Raw genomic sequence first — 20787 nt, forward strand, 5'->3', positions numbered from 1 at the left:
CCATCAGGAAGCGCAACCCGATCAGCTGCCAGCCGTCGGTGACGAAAGCTTGCGGGACAAGCAGCAGCGCAGAAATCGCGAGCGCGCCGACGACCACGTTCCAGTGGCCGACCCGATCGGCAAGCTTGCCCAGCCACGACGAGGACAGGATGGTTCCAAGCGCGGCCGCCGACATCACCACGCCCGCGACCATCGTCACCTTGCTCTGGTCCGCGACGAGCTGCTGCACATAGACCGTGATGATCGGCTCGATCGACATGGTTGCAAAGGCGAGCAGCATGCCGGTCGTCAGCATCGCGACGACCGGGCGCTTGTCGGGAATCTGTGCCCAGCCGCTCTTCGGCTTTGCCGACGAGACAGGTTTGGGAGCCGGCGGGTTTTCCTTGATCAGGAAAGTCGTGGCCAGGAAAGCGAGAAAGATGACAGCGCCCGACAACAGGAAGGTGGCGCGGATGCCGATCAGCGGCGGCAGCATGCCACCAAGCAGCGGTCCGACCAGCGAGCCGGCCGTGATGCCGGCCGACAGCACGCCGAGCGCCCAGCCGGAGCGCTCCTTTGGCGTCTGCATCGCCACCAATATCGTCGATCCCGAGGAGTAGCCGCCGGCAAAGCCGATCAGGAGCCTCAGCAACACCAATTGCCAGACGCTTTCGACCATACCGGTCAGCGACATGCAGATCGCCATGCCGAACGAGGCGCGCACCAGCATCAGCTTGCGGCCGTAACGGTCGCCGAGCCGCCCCCACAGAGGGGCGACCAGCGCCGCGGCAAAGAAGGTGGCACCGTAAGCAACTCCTGACCATTGCACGATTGCCGCGTGCCCTTTGGCACCCAGCTGTTCGACATAAAGCGGCAGGAACGGCAACAGCAGCGTCATGGCAATCAGCGTGCTGAACGAGCCGGCGAAGCAGACGGCGAGATTGCGTCGCCAATGGATATTGTAGCCGCTCTGGGTGCTGTTTTCTGCCATGTCATGCCTACTTGGTTGTCCGGGATTGTTCCGGATACCATTTTGGGATACCAGATCGGTATCCGTCATGAACCTCAGCCCCGCCGCTGTCAATGCGGCGCCGAAGAGCGGAACGACAAATGTCGCAAATGCAGAATGTCGAAAGGCAGCTTCGCGAAATGATCCTCGGGCTCGAGATCGGCCCGGGCGAGCGGCTGACCGAGCGTTGGGTCGAAAGCCGCTTCGGCGCCTCCCGCACCCCGGTCAGGGCGGCGCTGCTGCGCCTCGAGACCGAAGGGCTGATCGCTCGTGACGGCCGCGGCTGGACGGTGGCGCCGATCAATCTCGCCGAGCTCGGCCAGATCGCCGTCTACCGCGAGGCGGTCGAGGTGGCGGCGGTGCGGTTGACGGCGTCGCTGGAAGATCGCAGCGGGATCGAGGTGATCGCGGCGATGCTCGATTCCTGCGACGCCGGTACGCCGCGCGAGGAATGGCACCGCGTTGGTCTGGATTTTCACATCGAGCTGGCCAGGCTTTCCGGCAATGAATTCCTGCTTAGGGGAGTCCGCGATGCAATGACGAGGCTGTCCCGCGCGCGTTGGCTGGAAGTGCGCGACGAGGCGGCGCTTGGCCGCGCCTGGGCCGAGCACCACGCCATCCTGGCTGCCGTGCGAAAGGGTGACGCCGAAAAGGCGGCACGGCTGCTCTCGGCCCACATCGCCGGCAGCCGCGACCGCCTGGTGACTTCGCTGCATGACGAGCGGCGCGGCCTGCGCGCCAGGGGCTTTGCCGTCGTCGCTGCCTGATCCTCGGCCATCGTCGAATATTAGAGCTTCAACAAGTTCGTCAGCTTGGGCGGGCTTGCAAGATGTTCGGCACAATGCTGTAGGAGGCGACGGACATCTTTAAACGACGGACGCATGGCCTCGCCCTTACGCACCGCAGCGCGGGTATTTTATTTCATACGCAACATCACCCGCGATGTGGCGCCGCAGGCTCTCTTTCGCCAGCGGCTTGCGCGCCGGCTGGAGCAGGCACGGCTCTCCAGCAAAACGGTCCGTGATCGGGTCAACTACTACAACCGGCTCGACCATAGCTTCGTGTCGAGCGCGGCGGCGGTGCCCGCCAGTCAAATACCCAAGTTCGGGAGCATGTACTATTACGACCTGAAGGAGTTCGCCCGCTACTTCGATCGCCACCTGCTCATCGATCTCGAGTTCGGCGACGTCGTCGACGTTCCGGCGGTGCCATCAATCGTCAAGGATCGCCCGATCCGCAACGACAACGGCAACGCCGTGATCATGAAGCTCGACAAGTTCCGCCATTTCAACATGCCAAAGGACAATCTGTCCTTCGCCGACAAGCGCCCGATGGCGGTCTGGCGCGGTCATTTCAACAATCCGATCCGCAAACGGTTCGTCGATGCCGTGCGCGACCTGCCGTCTTGCGATGCCGGCTCGCCCAAGCCTAGCGCCCCGGAGAACTATCGCAAGCCGTATCTCACGATCGCGCAGCAGCGGCAGTTCCGCTACATCGTCTCGCTCGAAGGCAATGACGTGGCGACGAACCTCAAGTGGATCATGAGCTCGAATTCGCTCTGCCTGATGCCGCCGCCGACCTACGAAACCTGGTTCGCCGAGGCTGAGCTCGAGGCCGATGTCCACTACGTGCCTCTGGCGTCGGATTTTTCGGACGTCGCCGACAAGATCGCCTATTTCGAAAAGCACCCGGCGGAAGCCCAACGCATCATAACGGCGGCCAACGCCTATTGCCGCCGGTTCAGCAACGAAAAGGACGAGCGGGCGGTATCGCTGCTCGTCCTCTACAAATATTTCGTGCTCAGCGGCCAGGTCGAACCCGACCCGGAAGTCTGGCGTTTTATCGCCGGCTGACCTCCGCGCCTTTCGGGCGCGGAGCACGGCGCGAATTCTCAGATATCGCTGCGGTCGAGCACCAGGTCGGCGGGGCCGAACCGGTTCTTGGCGGTGAGCTGCTGGTGCCAGTAGGGATAAAGCACCGGCGGCCGGCTGACGTCGTCGAGGCGCAGGCGCTCGTCCAGGGACAGCGTCAGGCTGGCCGCGGCGAGGTTGTCCTTGAGCTGGGCTTCGTTGCGGGCGCCGATCACCAGCGAAGAAACGGCCGGGCGGCCGAGCAGCCAGGCAAGCGCCACCTGTGCCGCCGAAACGCCGCGCGCCTTGCCGATTTCGACCAGAACGTCGACGATCCGCCACAACCTGTCCTCGTCGCGGATCGGCGGTTCGGACCAGCCGCCAAGCTGCGGGCCGTCGGGCTGTCGCGGCGGTATTTGCCCGACAGCAGGCCGCCGGCCAGCGGGCTCCACACCAGCACGCCAAGACCCTGGTCGACCGAGATCGGCAGCAACTCGTACTCCGCCTCGCGCGCTTCCAGCGTGTAGTGGATCTGCTGCGTGACGAAGCGCGGCTGATGATGGCTGTCGCTGATCGAGAGCGCCTTCATCACCTGCCAGCCCGAATAATTGGAACAGCCGACATAACGGACCTTGCCCTGGCTGACCAAAGTGTCGAGCGCAGCGATCGTTTCCTCCAGCGGCGTGACCCCATCCCACTCATGCAGGAAATAGATGTCGATCACGTCGGTCTTGAGCCGCTTCAGGCTCCTCTCGCATTCCCGAATCAGGTGATGGCGCGACAGGCCTTCGTCGTTGGGGCCGTTTCCGATCCGCATGCGCGCCTTGGAGGCGATGAGCACATCGTTCTTGCGCTTGCCGCCGAGCGCCTCGCCGACGATCTCCTCCGACAGGCCGTTCGAATACACGTTGGCGGTGTCAATGAGATTGATGCCGGCATCGATGCAGGTATCGATGATGCGGCTCGCCTGCGAAAGATCCGAATTGCCGACCGCGGCGAACGGGCCCGTCCCGCCGAAGGTCATTGTGCCAAGGGTCAAAGTCGAAACCTTCAGGCCGGAACGGCCAAGCGTGCGGTATTCCATGTCAGGTCCTTGCGATTTGTTTTGAAGAGGCGCGCCGTCGCGGGCGCCGGGAAGAGGCGAAGTATTTGTAGGACAAATCGGGCGGCTTGTCGCCCCGCCATCGATACGGGCCGATCACATATCGGCTGGTCCAGCGTTGCCGGCTCCTGCTCGCAATAAAACCGTCATTGCGCGTCTGTATCTCAGTCGGCTTACGGAGTTGTGCTTCCGGCCGCGGCCGGAGCGCATCCGAGGCGAAAGTGGCTGACAGGCAGGAGCTGCGCAATGAACGAGGTCAAGACGAATTCCGGAGCCAAGGACTGGCTGGAAGCCGAACTCGAGGACACGCTCGACGAGGACTACGAGCTGGAGATTTCCGAACCCGCGCTCTCGCTCGAGATCGCCAGGATCTACAAGAAGTCGCATCCGCCCTCCATCGAGCGGACGACCTATTTCCGCGAGCTGCTGCGTCTGCAGTCGGAGCTCATCAAGCTGCAGTCCTGGGTTGCCTACCACAAGAAGAAGCTGGTGGTGATCTTCGAGGGACGCGACTCGGCCGGCAAGGGCGGCGTCATCAAGCGCATCACCCAGCGCCTCAATCCGCGCATCTGCCGCGTCGTCGCGCTGCCGGCGCCGACCGAGCGTGAAAGATCGCAATGGTATTTCCAGCGCTACGTGCCGCATCTGCCGGCGGGCGGCGAGATCGTGCTGTTCGATCGCTCCTGGTACAACCGATCGGGCGTCGAGCGGGTGATGGGCTTTGCTAATGCGGATCAGGTCGAAGAGTTTTTCCGCGACGTGCCGGAATTCGAACGCATGCTGGTGCGCTCCGGCATCACGCTGGTGAAATACTGGTTCTCGATTACCGACGAGGAGCAGCAGATGCGCTTTTTGATGCGCATCCACGATCCGATGAAGCAGTGGAAGCTGTCGCCGATGGACCTGCAGTCGCGCGTGCGCTGGGAACAATACACCAAGGCCAAGGAAGAGACCTTCGCCCGTACTAACATCAAGGAAGCGCCGTGGTTCATTGTCGAAGGCAACGACAAGAAGCGGGCCCGACTGAACTGCATCGATCACCTGCTGCAGCAAATGCCTTACGAAGACGTGCCGCATGAGGAGATCACGCTGCCGGAGCGCGTCTTCAACCCGTCCTACGAGCGGCAGGTGCTGCCGCGCGAGCTTTATGTGCCGGAAAAGTATTGAGCACTTCCCCATCTCCCACAGGGGGAGAAGGGGGAGCCGAGCTTACGCCCGCCCGATCATCACATGCGTCGCGTAGGCGGTCGCGACCTGGCTGGTGCAGCGGTAGCCGAGCTTCGGCATGTCCAGCCCGGCGAAAAGATGCTCGCCGGAGCCGAGCAGGATCGGCGAGACCGCGAGATGCATCTCGTCGATCAGGCTTTCCTTCAGATATTGCCGGATCGTGGCGACGCCGCCGCCGACCCGCACATCCTTGTCCTTGGCGGCCGCCTTTGCCTGTTCGAGCGCCGAATGGATGCCGCCGGTGACGAAGTAAAACGTCGTGCCGCCTTCCATTAAGATCGGCGCCCGCTTGTGATGGGTGAGCACGAAGACCGGCACGTGATAGGGCGGGTTGTCACCCCACCAGCCTTTCCAGCTCTCGTCCGGCCATTCGCCGCGGACCGGCCCGAACATGTTGCGGCCGAGGATCCAGGCGCCGACATTCTCGAAACTGCGCACGGCGAAGCTGTCGTCGATGCCCTTGGTCCCGCCGTCTTTGCCGATCACCATCTCACGAAAGGTGCGGGTGCCGATCATCCATTTATGCAGTCCTTCGCCGCCGACGCCGAGCGGGCTTTCGAGAGTCTGATCGGGGCCGGCGCCGTAGCCGTCCAGCGACAGGGTAAAAGCGTTGACGCGCAGCTTTGACATGATCGCCTCGTGAACTAGTTGTATTTTGCAAGCAGTCATGGGGTAACTTAACTGATTGCATAATGCAAGCGGAATTTTCCGGCGAGCGATCGTCTCGTCGGGCGGCGCCCAGGTGACGCTGCGAGAATTTAAGATTTCGCCTGGGCCTAGCCCCTCAGCATCTCCGCTACGGTCGGCGCGAAATAGGTGAGGACGCCGTCGCAGCCGGCTCGCTTGAGGGCGAGAAGCGATTCCACCATCGCCTTTTCGCCGTCGATCCAGCCATTGGCGCTGGCCGCCTTGATCATCGAATATTCGCCCGACACCTGGTAGGCGAAGGTCGGCATCTGGAACTCGTCCTTCAGCCGCCGGATGATGTCGAGATAGGGCAGCCCCGGCTTCACCATCAGCATGTCGGCGCCTTCGGCCAGATCCTGCTCGGCCTCGCGCACGGCTTCATCGGAATTCGCGTGGTCGATATAATAGGTCTTCTTATCGCCCTTGAGCAGGCCGGCGGTGCCGACTGCCTCGCGATAGGGGCCGTAGAAGGCCGAGGCGAATTTCGTCGCATAGGACATGATCGCCACGTCCTGGAAGCCGTTGGCGTCCAGCGCGTCGCGGATCGCGCCGATGCGGCCGTCCATCATGTCGGACGGCGCGATGATGTCCGCCCCGGCGGCTGCCTGGATGACGGCCGCGGCCGTGACCTGCTCGACGGTTTCGTCGTTGACGATGATGCCGTCGCGCAGGATGCCGTCATGGCCATGGCTGGTGAACGGATCGAGCGCCGCGTCGGTGATGATGCCGATCTCCGGCACCGCATCCTTGATGGCGCGGGTGGCCCGGTTGATGACATTGTCGGGATCGAGGATATGCGAGCCCGTCTGGTCGCGCAGCGAAAGCTCGATGTTGGGGAAAGTCGCGATCGCCGGGATGCCGAGCTTGGCGGCGCGCTCCGCTTCCTTCACCGCGAGGTCGACCGACAGACGGTAGACATCCGGCATGGCGGCGATTGGCTCGCGCACATTTTTGCCCTCGACGACGAAGATCGGCCAGATCAGATCGTTCACCGAGAGCTGGTTTTCCTGCACCAGCCGGCGCGACCAGTCGGCCTTGCGCATGCGCCGCAGCCTGCGGCTGCCTGTGATCTCGTCGACGCTGCGGGCGCCGGCGGGCTTTGCGGGGGTGAACTTGTTCATCGCCAAAACTCTGTTGTCGTCCCGGCTTTTACCATGCGCCCCTGCCGCTGACCAATGCGACACGATTGTGCCAGTTGCTTCCGTGAAGAACGAGGGAGGGATCGCCGGCGCTGGAGCACTTCCCTCTTCCTTCACGGGGAAAAGGTGGCGCAGGCGGATGAAGGGCAGCGCCGACGTTTACGGCTGTCCATTCCCCGACAGAATCTGTGCCGCGCCCTTCACAGCCACGCGAAAAGCCTCGTCGAAGCTGACGCCGCGCACCTGCCATTGATAGGTTTTGCCGTGTTCGGCCAGCCGCCAGTCGGCGATCCAGCCCAGTTCCTTGTCGTTCCATACGATGCTGCCGGCGAGCGCCCGGTCGGCACCCGCCTGCCGGGCGAGCTGGTCGAGCTTTGCCATATCGGCAGTGCGCAGCGCCTTGTCGTCGAGGCCGGCGAGCTGGTTAGCCTTTGGAAAGCTGACATGCACCGAGAGCGGCGCCGTGGCGTTGGCAAAGGATTCGCGCATTGACTGGCCGCGATCCTCGTCGGCCGTCAGCACGAAATGTCGCGCCCCTTGCTCGGCCGTTATGAAGACGGCAATCAGCGGCCGCTCGCCCTGCCATGGCTTGCTGCCGAGCTGCGCCAGGAGCTTGTCGACGACTGTGGGCTTGTAGAGGCAGGTGAGATCGTGCGGCCGGTCATGCGTGCCTTGCTCGTCATGGATCGGAACGCCTTCCAGCCGGTCGCGGTAGCGGAAGGATTGGACGAAGTCAGCCGCCTTATTGCGCAGCGCCAGCATCTCCGGCTTCTGCGTCAGCCGCTGATCGCCTGAAACCTTGACCAGCACCTTGTCCAGGCAATCCCTGAAGCCGATCTCGCGATTAGGCTCGCCGGTGCCGGTGACGATCGTCTGCGCCAGGTAGAGTTCGGAGGCTGCCTCGGCGGCGGCCGGCGCAACTCCCAGAAAGAGGAGACCTGCCAATCCAGCAACGAGACGAGAAACCCCAGCCATGTCGATTAGCTCGAAATCTGTCGCGCCGCCTACGCGCGACACTTTGCCGGTTACCTAACACCGGAAGCGGCTGGCCGCCAGCGCGGCGATGCTGCCATTGACGCATGCCTATGCCGCCTTTAGCACTTCAATCCCTCTGGAAGGGCGGAGAGGAGGATTCTCTGGCGATGGATTTTGGCGGAGGCGACGAGATTCGCTTCGAGCGTCTAGGCAAGGCGGGCGTCGTCACACTGACGCGGCCGCAGGCGCTCAATGCCGTCACCCATCGCATGGTCAAGGCGCTTGGCAAGGCGCTTGACGCCTGGGAGGGCGATGCCGGCGTCGCCGTCGTCGTCGTCAAGGCTGAGGGCAGGGCATTTTCCGCCGGTGGCGATATTCTGCACATTTACGAGGCGGGCCGCGCCGGCAAGCCGCCGGTCGACTTCTTCGCCGACGAGTATCGTCTCAATGCCCGCATCGCCCGTTTCAGGAAACCCTATGTCGCGCTGATCGACGGCATCGTCATGGGCGGCGGGGTCGGCATTTCCTTCCACGGCTCGCACCGCGTGCTGACCGAGAACGCGCAATTCGCGATGCCGGAAGTCGGCATCGGCTTCTTCCCCGATGTTGGCGCCAGCCATTTGCTGCCCGATCTCGGCGGCAGCTTCGGCATGTATCTGGGGCTGACAGGAAACCGCATCCGCTATGGTGATGCACTGTGGTCGGGCCTCGCCACCCACACGATCAAGGCCGAGGACCAGGCGGGGCTGCTTGACGAGCTGGCCACAAGCGGCGACGCGAACGCGGAGTTGCGCGATTTCTTCACACCCGCAAGACGCGAGACCGAGCGGCAGGATCTGGAATCGATCGCCCGCCATTTCTCGCAACCCTCGCTCGCCGCTATCGTCGCCAGCCTGGAGCGGGCATCCGCCACCGACGCTTTCGGCGCCAAGACGCTGGCAACGATCAGGACGCGCTCGCCGACCAGCCTCAACGTCGCCTGGCGCGAGATCAGCGCCGGGTCGACGCTGTCGATGGACGAGTGCATGAAGATGGAGTTCCGCATCCTCAACCGCATGCTGGCCGGCCACGACTTTTATGAAGGCATCCGCGCCGCCATCATCGACAAGGGCTCGAAGCCGGAATGGCGGCCCGCCAGCCTCGATGCGGTGAGCGCGGCCGATGTCGACGCGTATTTCGCGCCGCTCGGGGCCGGGGAGCTCGAGCTGTGAGCGAGGTCACCTCCAGGCGCGTGGTGCTGCAGCCCTCGACCACCGAGATCATCTTCGCCTGGTTCCAGCGGGTCATTGCCGGCTACTGCCTGCTGTTCGGTGTCCTCTACTGGGTCCGGCTGATCGGCATCTATCCGGGCGAGCTCTGGCGCTTCGATCTGATGCCGGTGCACTGGCAGGTGGCCGCGGCCACGCTTGCCGTTTTCTTTCCTTTCGCCGCCGCGGGCCTTTGGATGCTTGCCTCCTGGGGGCCAGTGATCTGGTTCATCTGCGCGGCGACCGAGACCGTCATGTATGCCGGTTTTCCCAATCTCTTCGGCCACCGGATCCTGATCGTCGTCTCACATGCCTGCGTGGCGCTGCTCTACATCGTCTTCCGCGTGGTCATCTGGCTGCAGAAGCGCCAGCTCAGGCAATAGCTTGCCGGGCGGCGTAAGGAACCTAGATACGGGGTCGGCGACTGCCCCAAAACCCTTGGCTAAATCTTTAGGTTAATTGTTCTTGCTCGTATGACCGTTCGTTAAGCCTCTTTCGAAACCTCTTACCGGTAAGCTCTTGTTAGCCCTGGCGTTTAAGTCGAATTTTATGAGTATTCGATAGTGTCGCGATCAAGGTGAAGAACAAAAAATCACCGGGCGACAAACGAGAGGCAAAGACAATGATCAATTCGCGTCCGGCGGCGAAGACCGCCAACGTTTCCGACGACCGCCGCGAGGCGATCCGTTCGCTGTACATGGAATCGCTGCAGCTGGTGGAGCGTCTGCATCGCCGTCTGCTTGACGTGATCAAGGACGAGTTCGACCGCAACGGCCGCTCCGACATCAACGCCATCCAGGCGCTGCTGCTCTTCAATATCGGCAATTCGGAGCTGACCGCCGGCGAGCTGCGCTCGCGCGGTTATTATCTCGGCTCGAACGTCTCCTACAATCTGAAGAAGCTGGTCGACCTCGGCTTCATCAACCACCAGCGCTCGCGCATCGACCGCCGCTCGGTCCGCGTCTCGCTGACGCCGAAGGGCAACGAGGTGGCCGAGGTCGTCGCCGGCCTCTACGAGCGCCATGTCGGCTCGATCGAGGCCGTGGGCGGCATCAACACCGACGAGTTCAAGCAGATGAACCGCGCGCTCCAGCGTCTGGATCGCTTCTGGAACGACACGATCGCTTACCGGATGTAAGCGGATTCGAAATCTGAGACGATCGAAGCCGCGCCGAAGAAGCGCGGCCGGAGGAAACAATCAGGGCCGGTGCCGACAGGTGCCGGTTCTTTTCTTTTGCGAAAGCGCGCTGCAGCAGGGCGCTTGACCGCCGAGCAGCGCGCGTGGAAGCTCTGCAGGCAAAAGAGGTGGGCCTCATGCGTCATATCCTGCTTTGCGATTTGCGCTGTGATCCTTGTTTCACCGGCCGCTGCCCGGACCCTCGGTTATGGCTCCAAGGCCGGAATGGAGGTTACGGTCGTCAAGAAATCCGGCATCAACACCTCGCATGCCAGCATCCTGACCAAACATACGAGGCAGAACGCCATCGGATACTGCCGCGACTATGTCGGTAAGGTGACCGAGGATTGCATCGCTAAGGAAATGAAAACGCCCTTGCATCTGGAGATCACAGCGGACTGCAAGAGCGGAAAATTCACCACCTTTTACGGCGCCAACATGCTGTTCCAGGGGCGCAGCCCCGCCGGAAGCGAGACGGATTATCAGATCACCGACACCGACGAGAACGTGGTGCTCGATGGCTCGGGGGCCTCGGGCTACGACTACACGCTGGAGCAGTTCAAAGCCCTCTGCCCGAACCGGGTGAAATAGGGGCAAACCGAGGATGACGGCGGGCATCTGGTGAACCCGCCGCTATCGGCGATGCCAAAATGCCTCGGTCCCATTTTTTGATCATCTTGCCGGAGGCAAATCGCGGGCCAAGGTCACGTTGCCGCCATAATCGCAGTGAAAGCGAGAATGCGGGTGATGCTGCGGGCCGAGGCCCTGCGCTTCCTGGAGCAGGTGTCGTGGTCCTACGTTTTCACGCCCTGCTGACGCAAGTCATGGTTGGCTAATTGTTAAGATTGCCGACCCTAGAGTGCGGGCAACCCGCCAGTAGAGCGAACTGAGCGAGATTAGATATAGCTAAAATGTCTGGAACATCCATGAGAACCAGCCGCCGTTTCTTCCTGACCGGAGCCTCTGCGCTCGCCGCCGCCGTCGTCGCCGGCCATGCCAGCGCGCAGGATGTGATCGGCGACATTCTGAAATCCTCGACCCGCGGCAATTGGGACGACCAGTTCGACGCCCGTGCAAGCGAGACCGGCAAGGTTGCCTCGACGCTGCCGATCTTCAGCCTGCAGACCGTAGCCTTCACCGAGCAGGCGGTGGCGCAGTACCAGGGCATTGTCGGCCAGGGCGGCTGGGAGCAGGTTCCGGCAACCAAGAAATTGCAGCTCGGCGTCGACGATCCGGATGTCGTGCCGCTGCGCAAGCGGCTGATGGTCTCGGGCGACCTGTCGCAGAGCGCCGGCATTTCGACGGCGTTCGATTCCTATGTCGACTCGGCGGTCAAGCGCTTCCAGCTCCGTCACGGCCTGCCGGCTGACGGCTCCATGGGCAAATACACTTATTCGGCGATGAACGTGCCGGCGCCGATCCGGCTTGGCCAGCTGCAGACCAATCTGCAGCGGCTGCGCGAGAAGGCGGGCACGCTCGGCGACCGCTATGTGCTGGTCGATATTCCGGCCGCGCAGGTGGAAGCCGTCGAGAACGACCGCGTCGTGCTGCGCCACACCGCGATCGTCGGCAAGATCGACCGCCAGACGCCGATCGTGAATTCCAAGATCAACGAGATCATCGTCAATCCTTACTGGAACGCGCCGGTCTCGATCGTGCGCAAGGACATCATTCCGCTGATGCGGAAGGACCCGAACTACCTCAAGGACAGCCACATCCGGCTGTTCGCGCCGGACGGAAGCGAGGTCGATCCGATGACCGTCGACTGGTCGACGGACGATGCCGCCAAGTACCGCTTCCGCCAGGATCCCGGCGCCGGCAACGCCATGGCCTCGGTCAAGATCAACTTCCCGAGCCCGGACGGCGTCTACATGCACGACACGCCGCAGCAGAGCCTGTTCGGCAAGCTGATGCGCTTCGACTCTTCCGGCTGCGTGCGCGTCCAGAATGTGCGCGACCTCGTCACCTGGATCCTGCGTGATACGCCCGGCTGGGATCGCCAGCATTTCGAGGCGGCGATCAAGACTGGCGAGAATACGCCGGTTCAGGTGGTCAACCCGGTGCCGGTCCACTTCCTGTATCTGTCGGCATGGTCGACCGGACCCGGCGTGGTGCAGTTCCGCGACGACATTTACGGCCTCGACGGCAACAGAGAGCTGCAGATTACTTCTGCGCTGTAAGTTATTGATATAGATCACGAAAAGGCCGCTCTTGGAGCGGCTTTTTTGTTTCCATGTCGCCAAACAGTGCGCAGCGGTTTCGGCAGAGCGACATGCGTCGAAAAATGAGACATACAGCGCGAACAGCTGGAATAGCATCATGGACGTCGCCGTCTTCATTCTCGTCGTGCTTGCTTTCGTGGCGCTTTCCGGCGCTCTCGTCCGGCTGGTGCGGGTGCCGCTGCCCGTGCTGCAGATTGCGATCGGCGCCGCGCTTGCCTGGCCGGCCAAGGGACTGCATGTCGAGATCGATCCGGAACTCTTCCTGCTGGTCTTCATTCCGCCGCTTCTGTTCGGCGATGCCTTCGCGGCGCCGAAACGGGAGCTGATCGAGCTGCGCCGGCCGATCCTCGATCTCGCAGTCGGGCTTGTCTTCTTCACCATCGTCGGCTTCGGGTATGCTCTGCACTGGCTGGTGCCAAGCATCCCGCTGGCGGTTGCGTTCGCTTTGGCCGCCGTGCTGTCACCGACCGATGCCGTTGCCGTGTCCTCGATCGTCGACCGCAATGTCGTTCCGGCTCGGCTGATGCACATATTGGAAGGCGAATCCCTGCTCAATGATGCCTCCGGCCTGGTCATGTTCCGCTTTGCCGTTGCGGCGGCGCTGACCGGCAGCTTTTCGTTCGCCGCCGCCTCGTTGAGCTTTCTTTACGCCGTGGCGGCCGGCATCCTCGCGGGCATTGCGGCGTTGTTCGTCGCCGCCAAGGCGCTGCAGGTGCTTGGCCGCATCGGCGGCACGCCGGCGGGGGCGCAGGTGCTGGTGATGGTTCTGCTGCCCTTCGTCGCCTATCTGATTGCCGAGCATGTCGGCGCTTCGGGCATCCTGGCCGCGGTCACCGCCGGCCTGGTTACGGGCACCTCCGGCATTTTCCGCCATCTCTCGGTCTCGGCGCGGATCCAGGCGATGTCGCTATGGTCGACGCTGACCTTCGTCTTCAACGGTGCTCTCTTCATCCTGCTCGGCCTGCAGCTTCCTGACATCATCCGCAGGGTCCCGCCGGAACTCACCAGCCGGCACTGGCTGTTCGAGCCGGTGCTGACCGTGCTCATTCTGACGCTCTGCGTGATCGGCCTGCGCTTCCTCTGGATCTGGATCGGCGACATGGCGTCGATGATCGCCGCGCGGCTCGGCAAGCGCAAGGCAGAGCCCTTTGGTTTCCGCGTCAGGCTTGCCGGATCGGTGGCCGGTGTGCGCGGCGCGATCACGCTTGCCGGCATCCTGTCGCTGCCGCTCGCGCTGCAGGATGGCTCGCCCTTTCCAGCGCGAGACGTGGTGATCTTCCTCGCCGCCGGCGTCATCATCTGCTCGCTGGTCATCGCCAGCCTTGCTTTGCCGAGGATCGCCCGCGGGCTGGTCGAGCCAGGCGAGGATCCGGGTGCGGCCGAGGAGCGGCGGGCGCGTGCGGGCGCCGCCAAGGCCGCCATCGCCAAGATCGAGCGCCTCGCCAGCGAGGGCGGCGAAGGCGAGGCGGCCGAGGCCCGGCTCGCGGTCGCCGACAGCATCGTTGCCGGCTACCGGCGCCGCATCGCGGCTTCCGACGAGGCCGAAGAGGCGCGCGCCGAGGCGCGCGAATCCGGGCGGCTGGAGCTTGAGCTCAGGCACGCCGGCATCGAGGCGGAGCGCGCCGCCGTGCGCGCCATGTTCCGCACCCGCCAGATCAACGATCACACGATGCGGGCGCTGCTTTCCGAGATCACTTTGACAGAAGCGCTGCTCAAAAGCCGGCGCGACCGGAAATAGTGTTCAGCCGATTTGCTTGGCGCAATCCGGCCAGCAAATTTCGCGCCGCAAACGTGGCGGGCTCCAAACAACTGTGTTAATGGCGCGGCGACCTCGCAGACCTCCGGCCCCAAGGGAAAGCAAGCCATGTCAAATGCCGCGGCAGCCTCCAACAAATTCGAATCCTTCTTCGAGACCACGCTTGCCGACGCCGATCCGGAAATTTTCGGCGCTATCCGCAACGAGCTTGGCCGCCAGCGCCATGAGATCGAACTGATCGCCTCGGAAAACATCGTGTCCCGCGCCGTGCTCGAGGCGCAGGGGTCGATCATGACCAACAAATATGCCGAGGGTTATCCGGGCAAGCGCTATTACGGCGGCTGCCAGTTCGTCGACGTAGCCGAAGAACTCGCCATCGAACGCGCCAAGAAGCTTTTCGGCTGCAACTTCGCCAATGTCCAGCCGAACTCCGGCAGCCAGATGAACCAGGCCGTCTTCCTGGCGCTTCTGCAGCCCGGCGACACGTTCATGGGCCTCGATTTGAACTCCGGCGGCCATCTCACGCATGGCTCGCCGGTCAACATGAGCGGCAAATGGTTCAAGGTCGTTTCGTACGGCGTGCGCAAGGACGACCACCTGCTCGACATGGACGCGATCGAGAAGACCGCGCATGAGACGAAGCCGAAGCTGATCCTGGCCGGCGGCACCGCCTATTCGCGCATCTGGGACTGGAAGCGTTTCCGCGAGATTGCCGATTCGATCGGCGCCTATCTGATGGTCGACATGGCGCATATCGCCGGTCTGGTCGCCGGCGGTATGCACCCGTCGCCGCTGCCTTATGCGCATGTCGTGACCACGACCACGCACAAGTCGCTGCGCGGGCCGCGCGGCGGCATGATCCTCTGCAACGACGAAGAGATCGCCAAGAAGATGAACTCGGCGGTTTTCCCGGGCCTGCAGGGCGGCCCGCTGATGCATGTCGTCGCGGCCAAGGCGGTGGCGCTCGGCGAGGCGCTGAAGCCGAGCTTCAAGGCCTATGCCGAGAGCATCGTCGCCAACGCCAAGGCGCTGGCTTCGAGCCTGCAGGAAACTGGCCTCGACATCGTGTCGGGCGGCACCGACAACCATCTGATGCTGGTCGACCTGCGCCCGAAAAACGCCACCGGCAAGCGCGCCGAGGCGGCTCTCGGCCGCGCCAACATCACCTGCAACAAGAACGGCATCCCCTTCGACCCCGAAAAGCCGTTCGTCACCTCCGGCGTCCGTCTCGGCACGCCGGCCGGCACCACGCGCGGCTTCGGCCAGGCCGAGTTCCGCGAGATCGGCAAGCTGATCGCCGAGGTGCTGGACGGGCTGAAGGCGGCGAATTCCGACGAGGGCAATGCGGCAGTCGAGGCTGCGGTCAAGGCCAAAGTCACGGCGTTGACGGATCGCTTCCCGCTCTATCCTTATCTCGGTTGACCGGAAGCCGCGCGTCATCTTTTATCCGCCGGCAGTGCGCCGTCCTGATTGGGCGGCGTCGCGAACTGGAGATTTGATGATGCGCATTTTCCATCTTGCCGCGTTGGCCCTGGTCGGCTCGCTGGCCGGTTTCGCCGTGTCCGGCGCGGCCGGGCAGGAGCAGGCGCAGCCAGAACCGGCCACAAACACCTTCGGCAGATGGACCACGATCATCGACACGCTCGACACCGGGCAGGATGCGCACAAGACCTGCGCGGCCTCCGCAGCTTTCGTCGACGGCATCGGCAATGCTGGCACGCTAACGCTCTCGATCTCGACCGGCGACGCGCTGCCGCCGGATGCCTATCCCGCCATCATGATCGCCGTCGACAACAAGGACTTGCCGACCGGCAAGGACATCGCGGCGACCTTCGGCGACCCCGGCATCAAGGTTTCCGCGAAAGTCTATTCGAACGCCGTCGGCGGTCGTCCCAGCTGGACGGTCGACAACCAGGCGAAGACAAGTCTCGCTCTGCTGCGCGCCATGCGCAAAGTCACCTCGCTCGATGTTGTTTTTGGCAAGCAGACCGTCGCCAGCATTCCGATGGACGGCTTCACCAAAGCCTACCGCAACCTCGGCACGTCCTGCGGATTCCCGACCAAGGACGTCGCGCCCTGAACCGACCGAGCACGACAGGGGCAGGGCGCTGGCAATCTTTCTCGCGCCTCGCTATCTCTGAGAAATGAAAGGCTCCAAGCCTTTCGCCCACCAGAGCGAGATGACGCTTCCTTGTATCGCCATCTCGCTCTAAGATTTTGTTTTTGAATCATGATCTTCCCCGAAGAGTCTGCAACTTTTCGGGATCATTCTCTGAATCGCAAACCCAAGGCTCTCCATGCGCTGCCCCTATTGCCAGTCCGAAGATACGCAGGTGAAGGATTCGCGTCCCGCCGAGGATGGCGCGGCGATCCGCAGGCGCCGCGTCTGTCCGGACTGCGGCGGCCGCTTCACCACCTTCGAGCGCGTGCAGCTGCGCGATCTCGTCGTCATCAAGAAGTCCGGCCGCAAGGTGCCGTTCGACCGCGACAAGCTGCTGCGCTCGGTCGAAATCGCGGTGCGCAAGCGCAATGTCGATCCCGAGCGGATCGATCGCGCCGTGACCGGTATCGTGCGCCAGCTCGAAAGCTCCGGCGAGACGGAAGTGGCCTCCGGCGAGGTCGGTCGGCTCGTCATGGAGGCGCTGAAATCGCTCGACGACGTCGCCTATGTCCGCTTCGCTTCGGTCTATCGCAATTTCCGTGAAGCCAAGGATTTCCACGAATTGCTGGGCGAACTGAAGGGCGACGAAGAAAAGACCGAAGAGGACGCCGGCTGATCATGGCGAAAGCTCAATTGGGCGAGGCCGAGCAAGCAGCCCTTGATAGCCGTTTCATGGCGGCGGCCATCCGGCTGTCGCGCCGCAATGCCGGCCGCACCGCGACCAACCCTTCCGTCGGCACCATCATCGTGCGCGACGGCGCCGGCCCGATGATCGTCGGTAGCGGCGTCACTGCTGTCGGCGGCCGGCCGCACGCCGAGACCGAGGCGCTGGCCGAGGCCGGCGAACTGGCCCGCGGCGCCACCGCCTATGTGACGCTTGAGCCCTGCGCCCATCACGGCCGCACGCCGCCTTGCGCCACCGCGCTGGTCAATGCCGGCATTGCGCGCGTCGTCGGCGCGGCAAGCGATCCCGATCCGCGCGTTTCCGGCAAGGGTTACGCCATCCTGCGCGCCGCCGGCATCGACGTCGTGGAGAAGGTGCTCGCCATAGAGGCCGCCGAGCAGATGGCCGGCTATCTGATTCGATCTTTGAAGAAACGTCCCGAAGTGACGCTGAAGCTTGCGCTTTCGAGCGACGGCAAGATCGGCCGCAAAGGCGCCGGCCAGGTCGCCATCACGGGCGAGATCGCCAGGCGCGAAGTCTATCTTATGCGCGCGGAGGCCGACGCTATCCTGGTCGGCATCGGCACTGCGCTGGAGGACGACCCGGCGCTGACCGTGCGCCTGCCGGGGTTGGAGAACCGCTCCCCGGCTCGCATCATCCTCGATCGCCAGATCCGGCTGCCGGAGTCGTCGAAGCTCGTTTCCGGGGTGGATCGTGTCCCGCTCTATGTCGCGGCATGCGCCGAGGCCGACCCGCAGCGGCGGGCTGCGCTCGAACGCGCGGGCGTGCACTTCATCGGCACTGAAACTTACGAGAGCGAAGTAGCCCTGCCGGAACTGCTCGAGGATATTGCAGCGCTCGGCATGGCGAGCGTGCTGGTCGAAGGCGGCGCCAAGGTGGCCAATGCGTTCCTGACGGAAGACCTCGTTGACCGCATCGTCCTGTTCCAGGGACCGGAGGCGATCGGCGAGGATGGTATCGCCTCGCCGATCGACGCTGCGCATATCCCGCCGGGTTTCCGCAAATTGCGTGAGATGCGCTTCGGCGAGGACAGCTATGCCGAGTGGGTAAGACCATGATCCCAAAAAGTGGGAAATGGTTTTCGGATAAGAGCATGGTCAAACTGGAAGACACGATCTGATGTTTACGGGAATCGTTACGGATGTCGGCACTGTCGCTTCGGTGAAGCCGCTCAGCGAAGGCGTCGGCCTGCGCATCGACACGGCCTATGACCCGGAAACGATCGCGATCGGCGCTTCGATTTCCTGCGGCGGCGTCTGCCTGACCGTGACGGCGCTGCCCGAGAACGGCTCGAACGCGCGCTGGTTTGAGGTCGAAGCCTGGGAAGAGGCGCTCAGGCTGACGACTGCATCCGGTTGGAAATCGGGCACCAGGATCAATCTCGAACGGGCGCTGAAGATCGGCGACGAGCTCGGTGGCCATATCGTCTCCGGCCATGTCGACGGCACGGCGGAAATCGTGGAGCGCAAGGAAGAGGGCGATGCCGTGCGCTTCACGCTGGAGGCGCCGCGTCACCTGGCGAAGTTCATCGCGCCGAAAGGCTCCGTCGCGCTCGACGGTACCTCCCTTACCGTCAACAAGGTCGAAGCTACGCGCTTCGATGTGCTTCTGATCCAGCACTCGCTGAGCGTCACCACCTGGGGCGAGCGCCAGGCTGGCGACCGCGTCAACATCGAGATCGATACCATGGCCCGTTATGCCGCGCGCTTAGCCGAGGCGGCGAAACAGGGGCTTTGAGCGAAACCGACCGGTTCCGGGCAGGCGGCGCGGATCGCTGAGGCGCCAGGTCGCGCCGGCGCCTCAGCTTCCCTTCTCGGACTGAAGCTTGAGCGGGGTGATCGGCACCCTCGAGCACCGATCTCGATCCTCGAGGCTTCGCCTGCTAGCTGAAGAAAGCCCCGGAAGATCGCGATGCTTGGGATCTGGGCCTGTCGGGAGATGCTGGACCTGTGTCGGGCGGCAATCTTGTGCTTGCGATCGATCCGGCTTCGGCCTAAGTCACCGGCAACCCCCCGGAGACGTTTATGGCAGGCATATCCCAACACGGCAAAGCGTTCATTCGTCCGCAGGCGAAGGCGCATCTGCTTATCGTCGAGGCGCGTTTCCACGACGACCTCGCCGACGCGCTGCTCGAAGGCGCGACCAGCGCGCTGGACGAGGCCGGCGCCACTTATGACGTCGTGACTGTTCCTGGCTCGCTCGAAATTCCGGCCGTCATCACCTTCGCGCTGGACGGTGCCGGCGAGGGCGGCGTACACTATGACGGCTTCGTCGCGCTCGGCACCATCATCCGTGGCGACACCTATCATTTCGACATCGTCGCCAATGAATCGAGCCGTGCGCTGATGGATCTTTCCGTGCAGGAAGCGGTCGCGATCGGCAACGGCATCCTGACCACCGAAAACGATGCGCAGGCCTGGACGCGGGCCAAGCGCACCGAAGGCGACAAGGGCGGCTTTGCCGCCCGCGCGGCGCTGACCATGATCGCGCTCAAAGAGAAATTCGGAGCCCAATCGTGAGCGATCCTGCCCAGACCGGTGCGGCGCGCCACGCCAACAAGCGCGGTGCCGCCCGTCTTGCCGCCGTCCAGGCGCTCTACCAGATGGACGTGGCCGGCAGCGGTGTTTTCGAGATCACCGCCGAATACGAGGCCTTCCGCCTCGGCAAGGAAGTCGACGGCGCGCTTTATCGCGAGGCCGACGCGCAGTGGTTCCGCGCCATCCTGACCGGCGTCGTCGAGAACCAGAAGACCATCGATCCGATCATCCGCCAGGCGCTGACCGACGACTGGCCGCTGTCGCGGCTGGACTCGACGCTGCGCGCCATCCTGCGCGCCGGGGTCTATGAGCTGATGAAGCGCGAGGACGTGCCGGTGGCCGTGATCGTGTCGGAATATGTCGACATCGCCAAGGCTTTCTACGAGGAAGACGAGCCTAAGCTGGTCAATGCCCTGCTCGACCGTGTCTCGCGCCGGGTACGTGGCGAGGGTCGCGGCAAGGACGCAACGTGACCGCCACGGCAGTCGTCGCTGACGCCGGCAGGGAAGCGCGCCGCACGGCAGTGCTCCTCGCGGCCGCGCAGGCGATCGTTGGTTCCGCCGCGCCGATCGCCATTTCGATCGGCGCGCTTGCCGGCCAATATCTGCTCGGCCCCGACAAATCTCTGGCGACGGCGCCGGTTACCGGCTTCAACCTCGGCGTTGCGCTCGGCGCCCTGCCGGCGGCCGCCATCATCCGCCGGCTCGGCCATCGCGGCGGCTTCATGACCGGCACCATCGTCACTGCCCTCGGCGGGCTGATCGCGACGCTCGCGCTCTTTCAGGCGAGCTTCTGGCTGTTCGCCTTTGGCCTGGGCGTGATCGGTGTCGGCGGCGCCTTCGTGCAGCAGTTCCGCTTCGCCGCCGCCGACAACGCGCCGCCGCAATTCAAGGCGCGCGCCATTTCCTTCGTGCTGGCTGGCGGCATCGTCACCGCCATCCTCGGGCCTCAGATCGTCATCTACACCGGCGACCTTCTGGCGCCGGTGATGTTTGCCGGATCCTTCGCCTCCATCCCGGTGCTGGCCGCCATAG

General features: G+C 63.7%; 20 protein-coding genes and 2 pseudogenes. 17 read left to right on the forward strand and 5 right to left on the reverse strand.

Features of this window, described 5'->3' with window-relative positions:
- A partial coding sequence (locus tag EOA32_RS14855; RefSeq protein WP_128372156.1) for an MFS transporter occupies positions 1–970 on the reverse strand: 970 nt, incomplete at its 3' end.
- Between the two features lie 119 nt (positions 971–1089).
- On the opposite strand from EOA32_RS14855, the gene EOA32_RS14860 reads away from it, so the two are divergent.
- Together EOA32_RS14860 and EOA32_RS14865 are read left to right on the forward strand one after the other, a co-directional pair.
- Positions 1090–1755, forward strand: coding sequence for a GntR family transcriptional regulator (locus EOA32_RS14860; protein WP_128372157.1), 666 nt, complete (start codon positions 1090–1092; stop codon positions 1753–1755).
- 114 nt (positions 1756–1869) lie between these two features.
- Complete coding sequence (locus EOA32_RS14865) at positions 1870–2841, forward strand: glycosyl transferase family 90 (protein ID WP_128372158.1); 972 nt, start codon at positions 1870–1872, stop codon at positions 2839–2841.
- A 38-nt stretch (positions 2842–2879) separates the two neighbouring features.
- On the opposite strand, the pseudogene EOA32_RS14870 reads toward EOA32_RS14865, so the two are convergent.
- A pseudogene (locus EOA32_RS14870) lies at positions 2880–3922 on the reverse strand (aldo/keto reductase).
- A gap of 264 nt (positions 3923–4186) precedes the next feature.
- Here EOA32_RS14870 and ppk2 point away from each other — a divergent pair.
- Positions 4187–5107 carry a polyphosphate kinase 2 gene (ppk2, locus tag EOA32_RS14875; protein WP_128372159.1) on the forward strand — a complete coding sequence of 307 codons (921 nt, stop codon included), beginning with the start codon at positions 4187–4189 and terminating at the stop codon, positions 5105–5107.
- A gap of 42 nt (positions 5108–5149) precedes the next feature.
- On the opposite strand, the gene EOA32_RS14880 is transcribed toward ppk2, so the two are convergent.
- From EOA32_RS14880 to EOA32_RS14890, 3 genes are all read right to left on the reverse strand, one after another.
- Positions 5150–5797: a dihydrofolate reductase family protein gene (locus tag EOA32_RS14880; protein WP_128372160.1), complete on the reverse strand. Its 648-nt coding sequence runs from the start codon at positions 5795–5797 to the stop codon at positions 5150–5152.
- 146 nt (positions 5798–5943) lie between these two features.
- Positions 5944–6975 (reverse strand): porphobilinogen synthase, encoded by a 1032-nt coding sequence (gene hemB, locus EOA32_RS14885; RefSeq protein WP_095831475.1) that lies wholly within the window; start codon positions 6973–6975, stop codon positions 5944–5946.
- Between the two features lie 177 nt (positions 6976–7152).
- Positions 7153–7968 carry a DUF2066 domain-containing protein gene (locus EOA32_RS14890; protein WP_128372161.1) on the reverse strand — a complete coding sequence of 272 codons (816 nt, stop codon included), beginning with the start codon at positions 7966–7968 and terminating at the stop codon, positions 7153–7155.
- Between the two features lie 167 nt (positions 7969–8135).
- Between EOA32_RS14890 and EOA32_RS14895 the strand changes: the two genes are divergently transcribed.
- The 14 genes and pseudogenes from EOA32_RS14895 to EOA32_RS14960 all read left to right on the forward strand — a co-directional run.
- Complete coding sequence (locus EOA32_RS14895) at positions 8136–9179, forward strand: enoyl-CoA hydratase/isomerase family protein (protein ID WP_128372162.1); 1044 nt, start codon at positions 8136–8138, stop codon at positions 9177–9179.
- Positions 9176–9598, forward strand: a complete 423-nt coding sequence (locus EOA32_RS14900) for a DUF6163 family protein (RefSeq protein WP_067000719.1) — start codon at positions 9176–9178, stop codon at positions 9596–9598. Before EOA32_RS14895 ends, EOA32_RS14900 begins: the two co-directional genes overlap by 4 nt.
- Before the next feature lie 239 nt (positions 9599–9837).
- On the forward strand, positions 9838–10353 hold the full coding sequence (locus tag EOA32_RS14905; RefSeq protein ID WP_067001002.1) for a winged helix DNA-binding protein: 516 nt from the start codon (positions 9838–9840) through the stop codon (positions 10351–10353).
- Positions 10354–10476: 123 nt separating this feature from the next.
- The gene (locus EOA32_RS14910) at positions 10477–10983 is read left to right on the forward strand and encodes a hypothetical protein (protein ID WP_245499276.1); all 507 of its coding nucleotides are present in this window, start codon (positions 10477–10479) and stop codon (positions 10981–10983) included.
- A 335-nt stretch (positions 10984–11318) separates the two neighbouring features.
- Positions 11319–12572 (forward strand): L,D-transpeptidase family protein, encoded by a 1254-nt coding sequence (locus EOA32_RS14915; RefSeq protein WP_128372163.1) that lies wholly within the window; start codon positions 11319–11321, stop codon positions 12570–12572.
- A gap of 139 nt (positions 12573–12711) precedes the next feature.
- Positions 12712–14352, forward strand: coding sequence for a Na+/H+ antiporter (locus tag EOA32_RS14920; RefSeq protein WP_128372164.1), 1641 nt, complete (start codon positions 12712–12714; stop codon positions 14350–14352).
- A gap of 126 nt (positions 14353–14478) precedes the next feature.
- Positions 14479–15792, forward strand: coding sequence for a serine hydroxymethyltransferase (gene glyA, locus EOA32_RS14925; protein WP_067000730.1), 1314 nt, complete (start codon positions 14479–14481; stop codon positions 15790–15792).
- 79 nt (positions 15793–15871) lie between these two features.
- A complete protein-coding gene (locus tag EOA32_RS14930; RefSeq protein ID WP_067330212.1) occupies positions 15872–16450 on the forward strand; it encodes a hypothetical protein in 579 nt (192 codons plus the stop codon).
- A 217-nt stretch (positions 16451–16667) separates the two neighbouring features.
- Positions 16668–17147: a transcriptional regulator NrdR gene (gene nrdR, locus EOA32_RS14935; RefSeq protein ID WP_059184872.1), complete on the forward strand. Its 480-nt coding sequence runs from the start codon at positions 16668–16670 to the stop codon at positions 17145–17147.
- A 2-nt stretch (positions 17148–17149) separates the two neighbouring features.
- On the forward strand, positions 17150–18274 hold the full coding sequence (gene ribD / locus EOA32_RS14940; RefSeq protein WP_189407152.1) for a bifunctional diaminohydroxyphosphoribosylaminopyrimidine deaminase/5-amino-6-(5-phosphoribosylamino)uracil reductase RibD: 1125 nt from the start codon (positions 17150–17152) through the stop codon (positions 18272–18274).
- A 61-nt stretch (positions 18275–18335) separates the two neighbouring features.
- Complete coding sequence (locus EOA32_RS14945) at positions 18336–18953, forward strand: riboflavin synthase (RefSeq protein ID WP_095778642.1); 618 nt, start codon at positions 18336–18338, stop codon at positions 18951–18953.
- A 287-nt stretch (positions 18954–19240) separates the two neighbouring features.
- Positions 19241–19735, forward strand: a complete 495-nt coding sequence (gene ribH, locus EOA32_RS14950) for a 6,7-dimethyl-8-ribityllumazine synthase (RefSeq protein ID WP_067000738.1) — start codon at positions 19241–19243, stop codon at positions 19733–19735.
- Entirely contained in the window at positions 19732–20226 is a 495-nt protein-coding gene (gene nusB / locus EOA32_RS14955) for a transcription antitermination factor NusB (RefSeq protein WP_095783252.1), read from the forward strand. Before ribH ends, nusB begins: the two co-directional genes overlap by 4 nt.
- Positions 20223–20787, forward strand: a pseudogene (locus EOA32_RS14960) (MFS transporter); the annotation flags it as partial. The gene nusB and the pseudogene EOA32_RS14960, both read left to right, overlap by 4 nt.

Source organism: Mesorhizobium sp. M1A.F.Ca.ET.072.01.1.1 (assembly GCF_004023325.1).
Classification (GTDB): domain Bacteria; phylum Pseudomonadota; class Alphaproteobacteria; order Rhizobiales; family Rhizobiaceae; genus Mesorhizobium.

Bases quoted from the DNA above. Each gene is read 5' to 3' on its own strand.
- EOA32_RS14890 (WP_128372161.1), bottom strand. From the start codon at position 7,968: ATGGCTGGGGTTTCTCGTCTCGTTGCTGGATTGGCAGGTCTCCTCTTT.
- EOA32_RS14920 (WP_128372164.1), top strand. From the start codon at position 12,712: ATGGACGTCGCCGTCTTCATTCTCGTCGTGCTTGCTTTCGTGGCGCTT.
- EOA32_RS14915 (WP_128372163.1), top strand. From the start codon at position 11,319: ATGAGAACCAGCCGCCGTTTCTTCCTGACCGGAGCCTCTGCGCTCGCC.
- EOA32_RS14945 (WP_095778642.1), top strand. From the start codon at position 18,336: ATGTTTACGGGAATCGTTACGGATGTCGGCACTGTCGCTTCGGTGAAG.
- EOA32_RS14930 (WP_067330212.1), top strand. From the start codon at position 15,872: ATGCGCATTTTCCATCTTGCCGCGTTGGCCCTGGTCGGCTCGCTGGCC.
- glyA (WP_067000730.1), top strand. From the start codon at position 14,479: ATGTCAAATGCCGCGGCAGCCTCCAACAAATTCGAATCCTTCTTCGAG.
- EOA32_RS14865 (WP_128372158.1), top strand. From the start codon at position 1,870: ATGGCCTCGCCCTTACGCACCGCAGCGCGGGTATTTTATTTCATACGC.
- EOA32_RS14860 (WP_128372157.1), top strand. From the start codon at position 1,090: ATGTCGCAAATGCAGAATGTCGAAAGGCAGCTTCGCGAAATGATCCTC.
- ppk2 (WP_128372159.1), top strand. From the start codon at position 4,187: ATGAACGAGGTCAAGACGAATTCCGGAGCCAAGGACTGGCTGGAAGCC.
- nrdR (WP_059184872.1), top strand. From the start codon at position 16,668: ATGCGCTGCCCCTATTGCCAGTCCGAAGATACGCAGGTGAAGGATTCG.
- ribD (WP_189407152.1), top strand. From the start codon at position 17,150: ATGGCGAAAGCTCAATTGGGCGAGGCCGAGCAAGCAGCCCTTGATAGC.
- EOA32_RS14880 (WP_128372160.1), bottom strand. From the start codon at position 5,797: ATGTCAAAGCTGCGCGTCAACGCTTTTACCCTGTCGCTGGACGGCTAC.
- hemB (WP_095831475.1), bottom strand. From the start codon at position 6,975: ATGAACAAGTTCACCCCCGCAAAGCCCGCCGGCGCCCGCAGCGTCGAC.
- ribH (WP_067000738.1), top strand. From the start codon at position 19,241: ATGGCAGGCATATCCCAACACGGCAAAGCGTTCATTCGTCCGCAGGCG.
- EOA32_RS14895 (WP_128372162.1), top strand. From the start codon at position 8,136: ATGGATTTTGGCGGAGGCGACGAGATTCGCTTCGAGCGTCTAGGCAAG.
- EOA32_RS14905 (WP_067001002.1), top strand. From the start codon at position 9,838: ATGATCAATTCGCGTCCGGCGGCGAAGACCGCCAACGTTTCCGACGAC.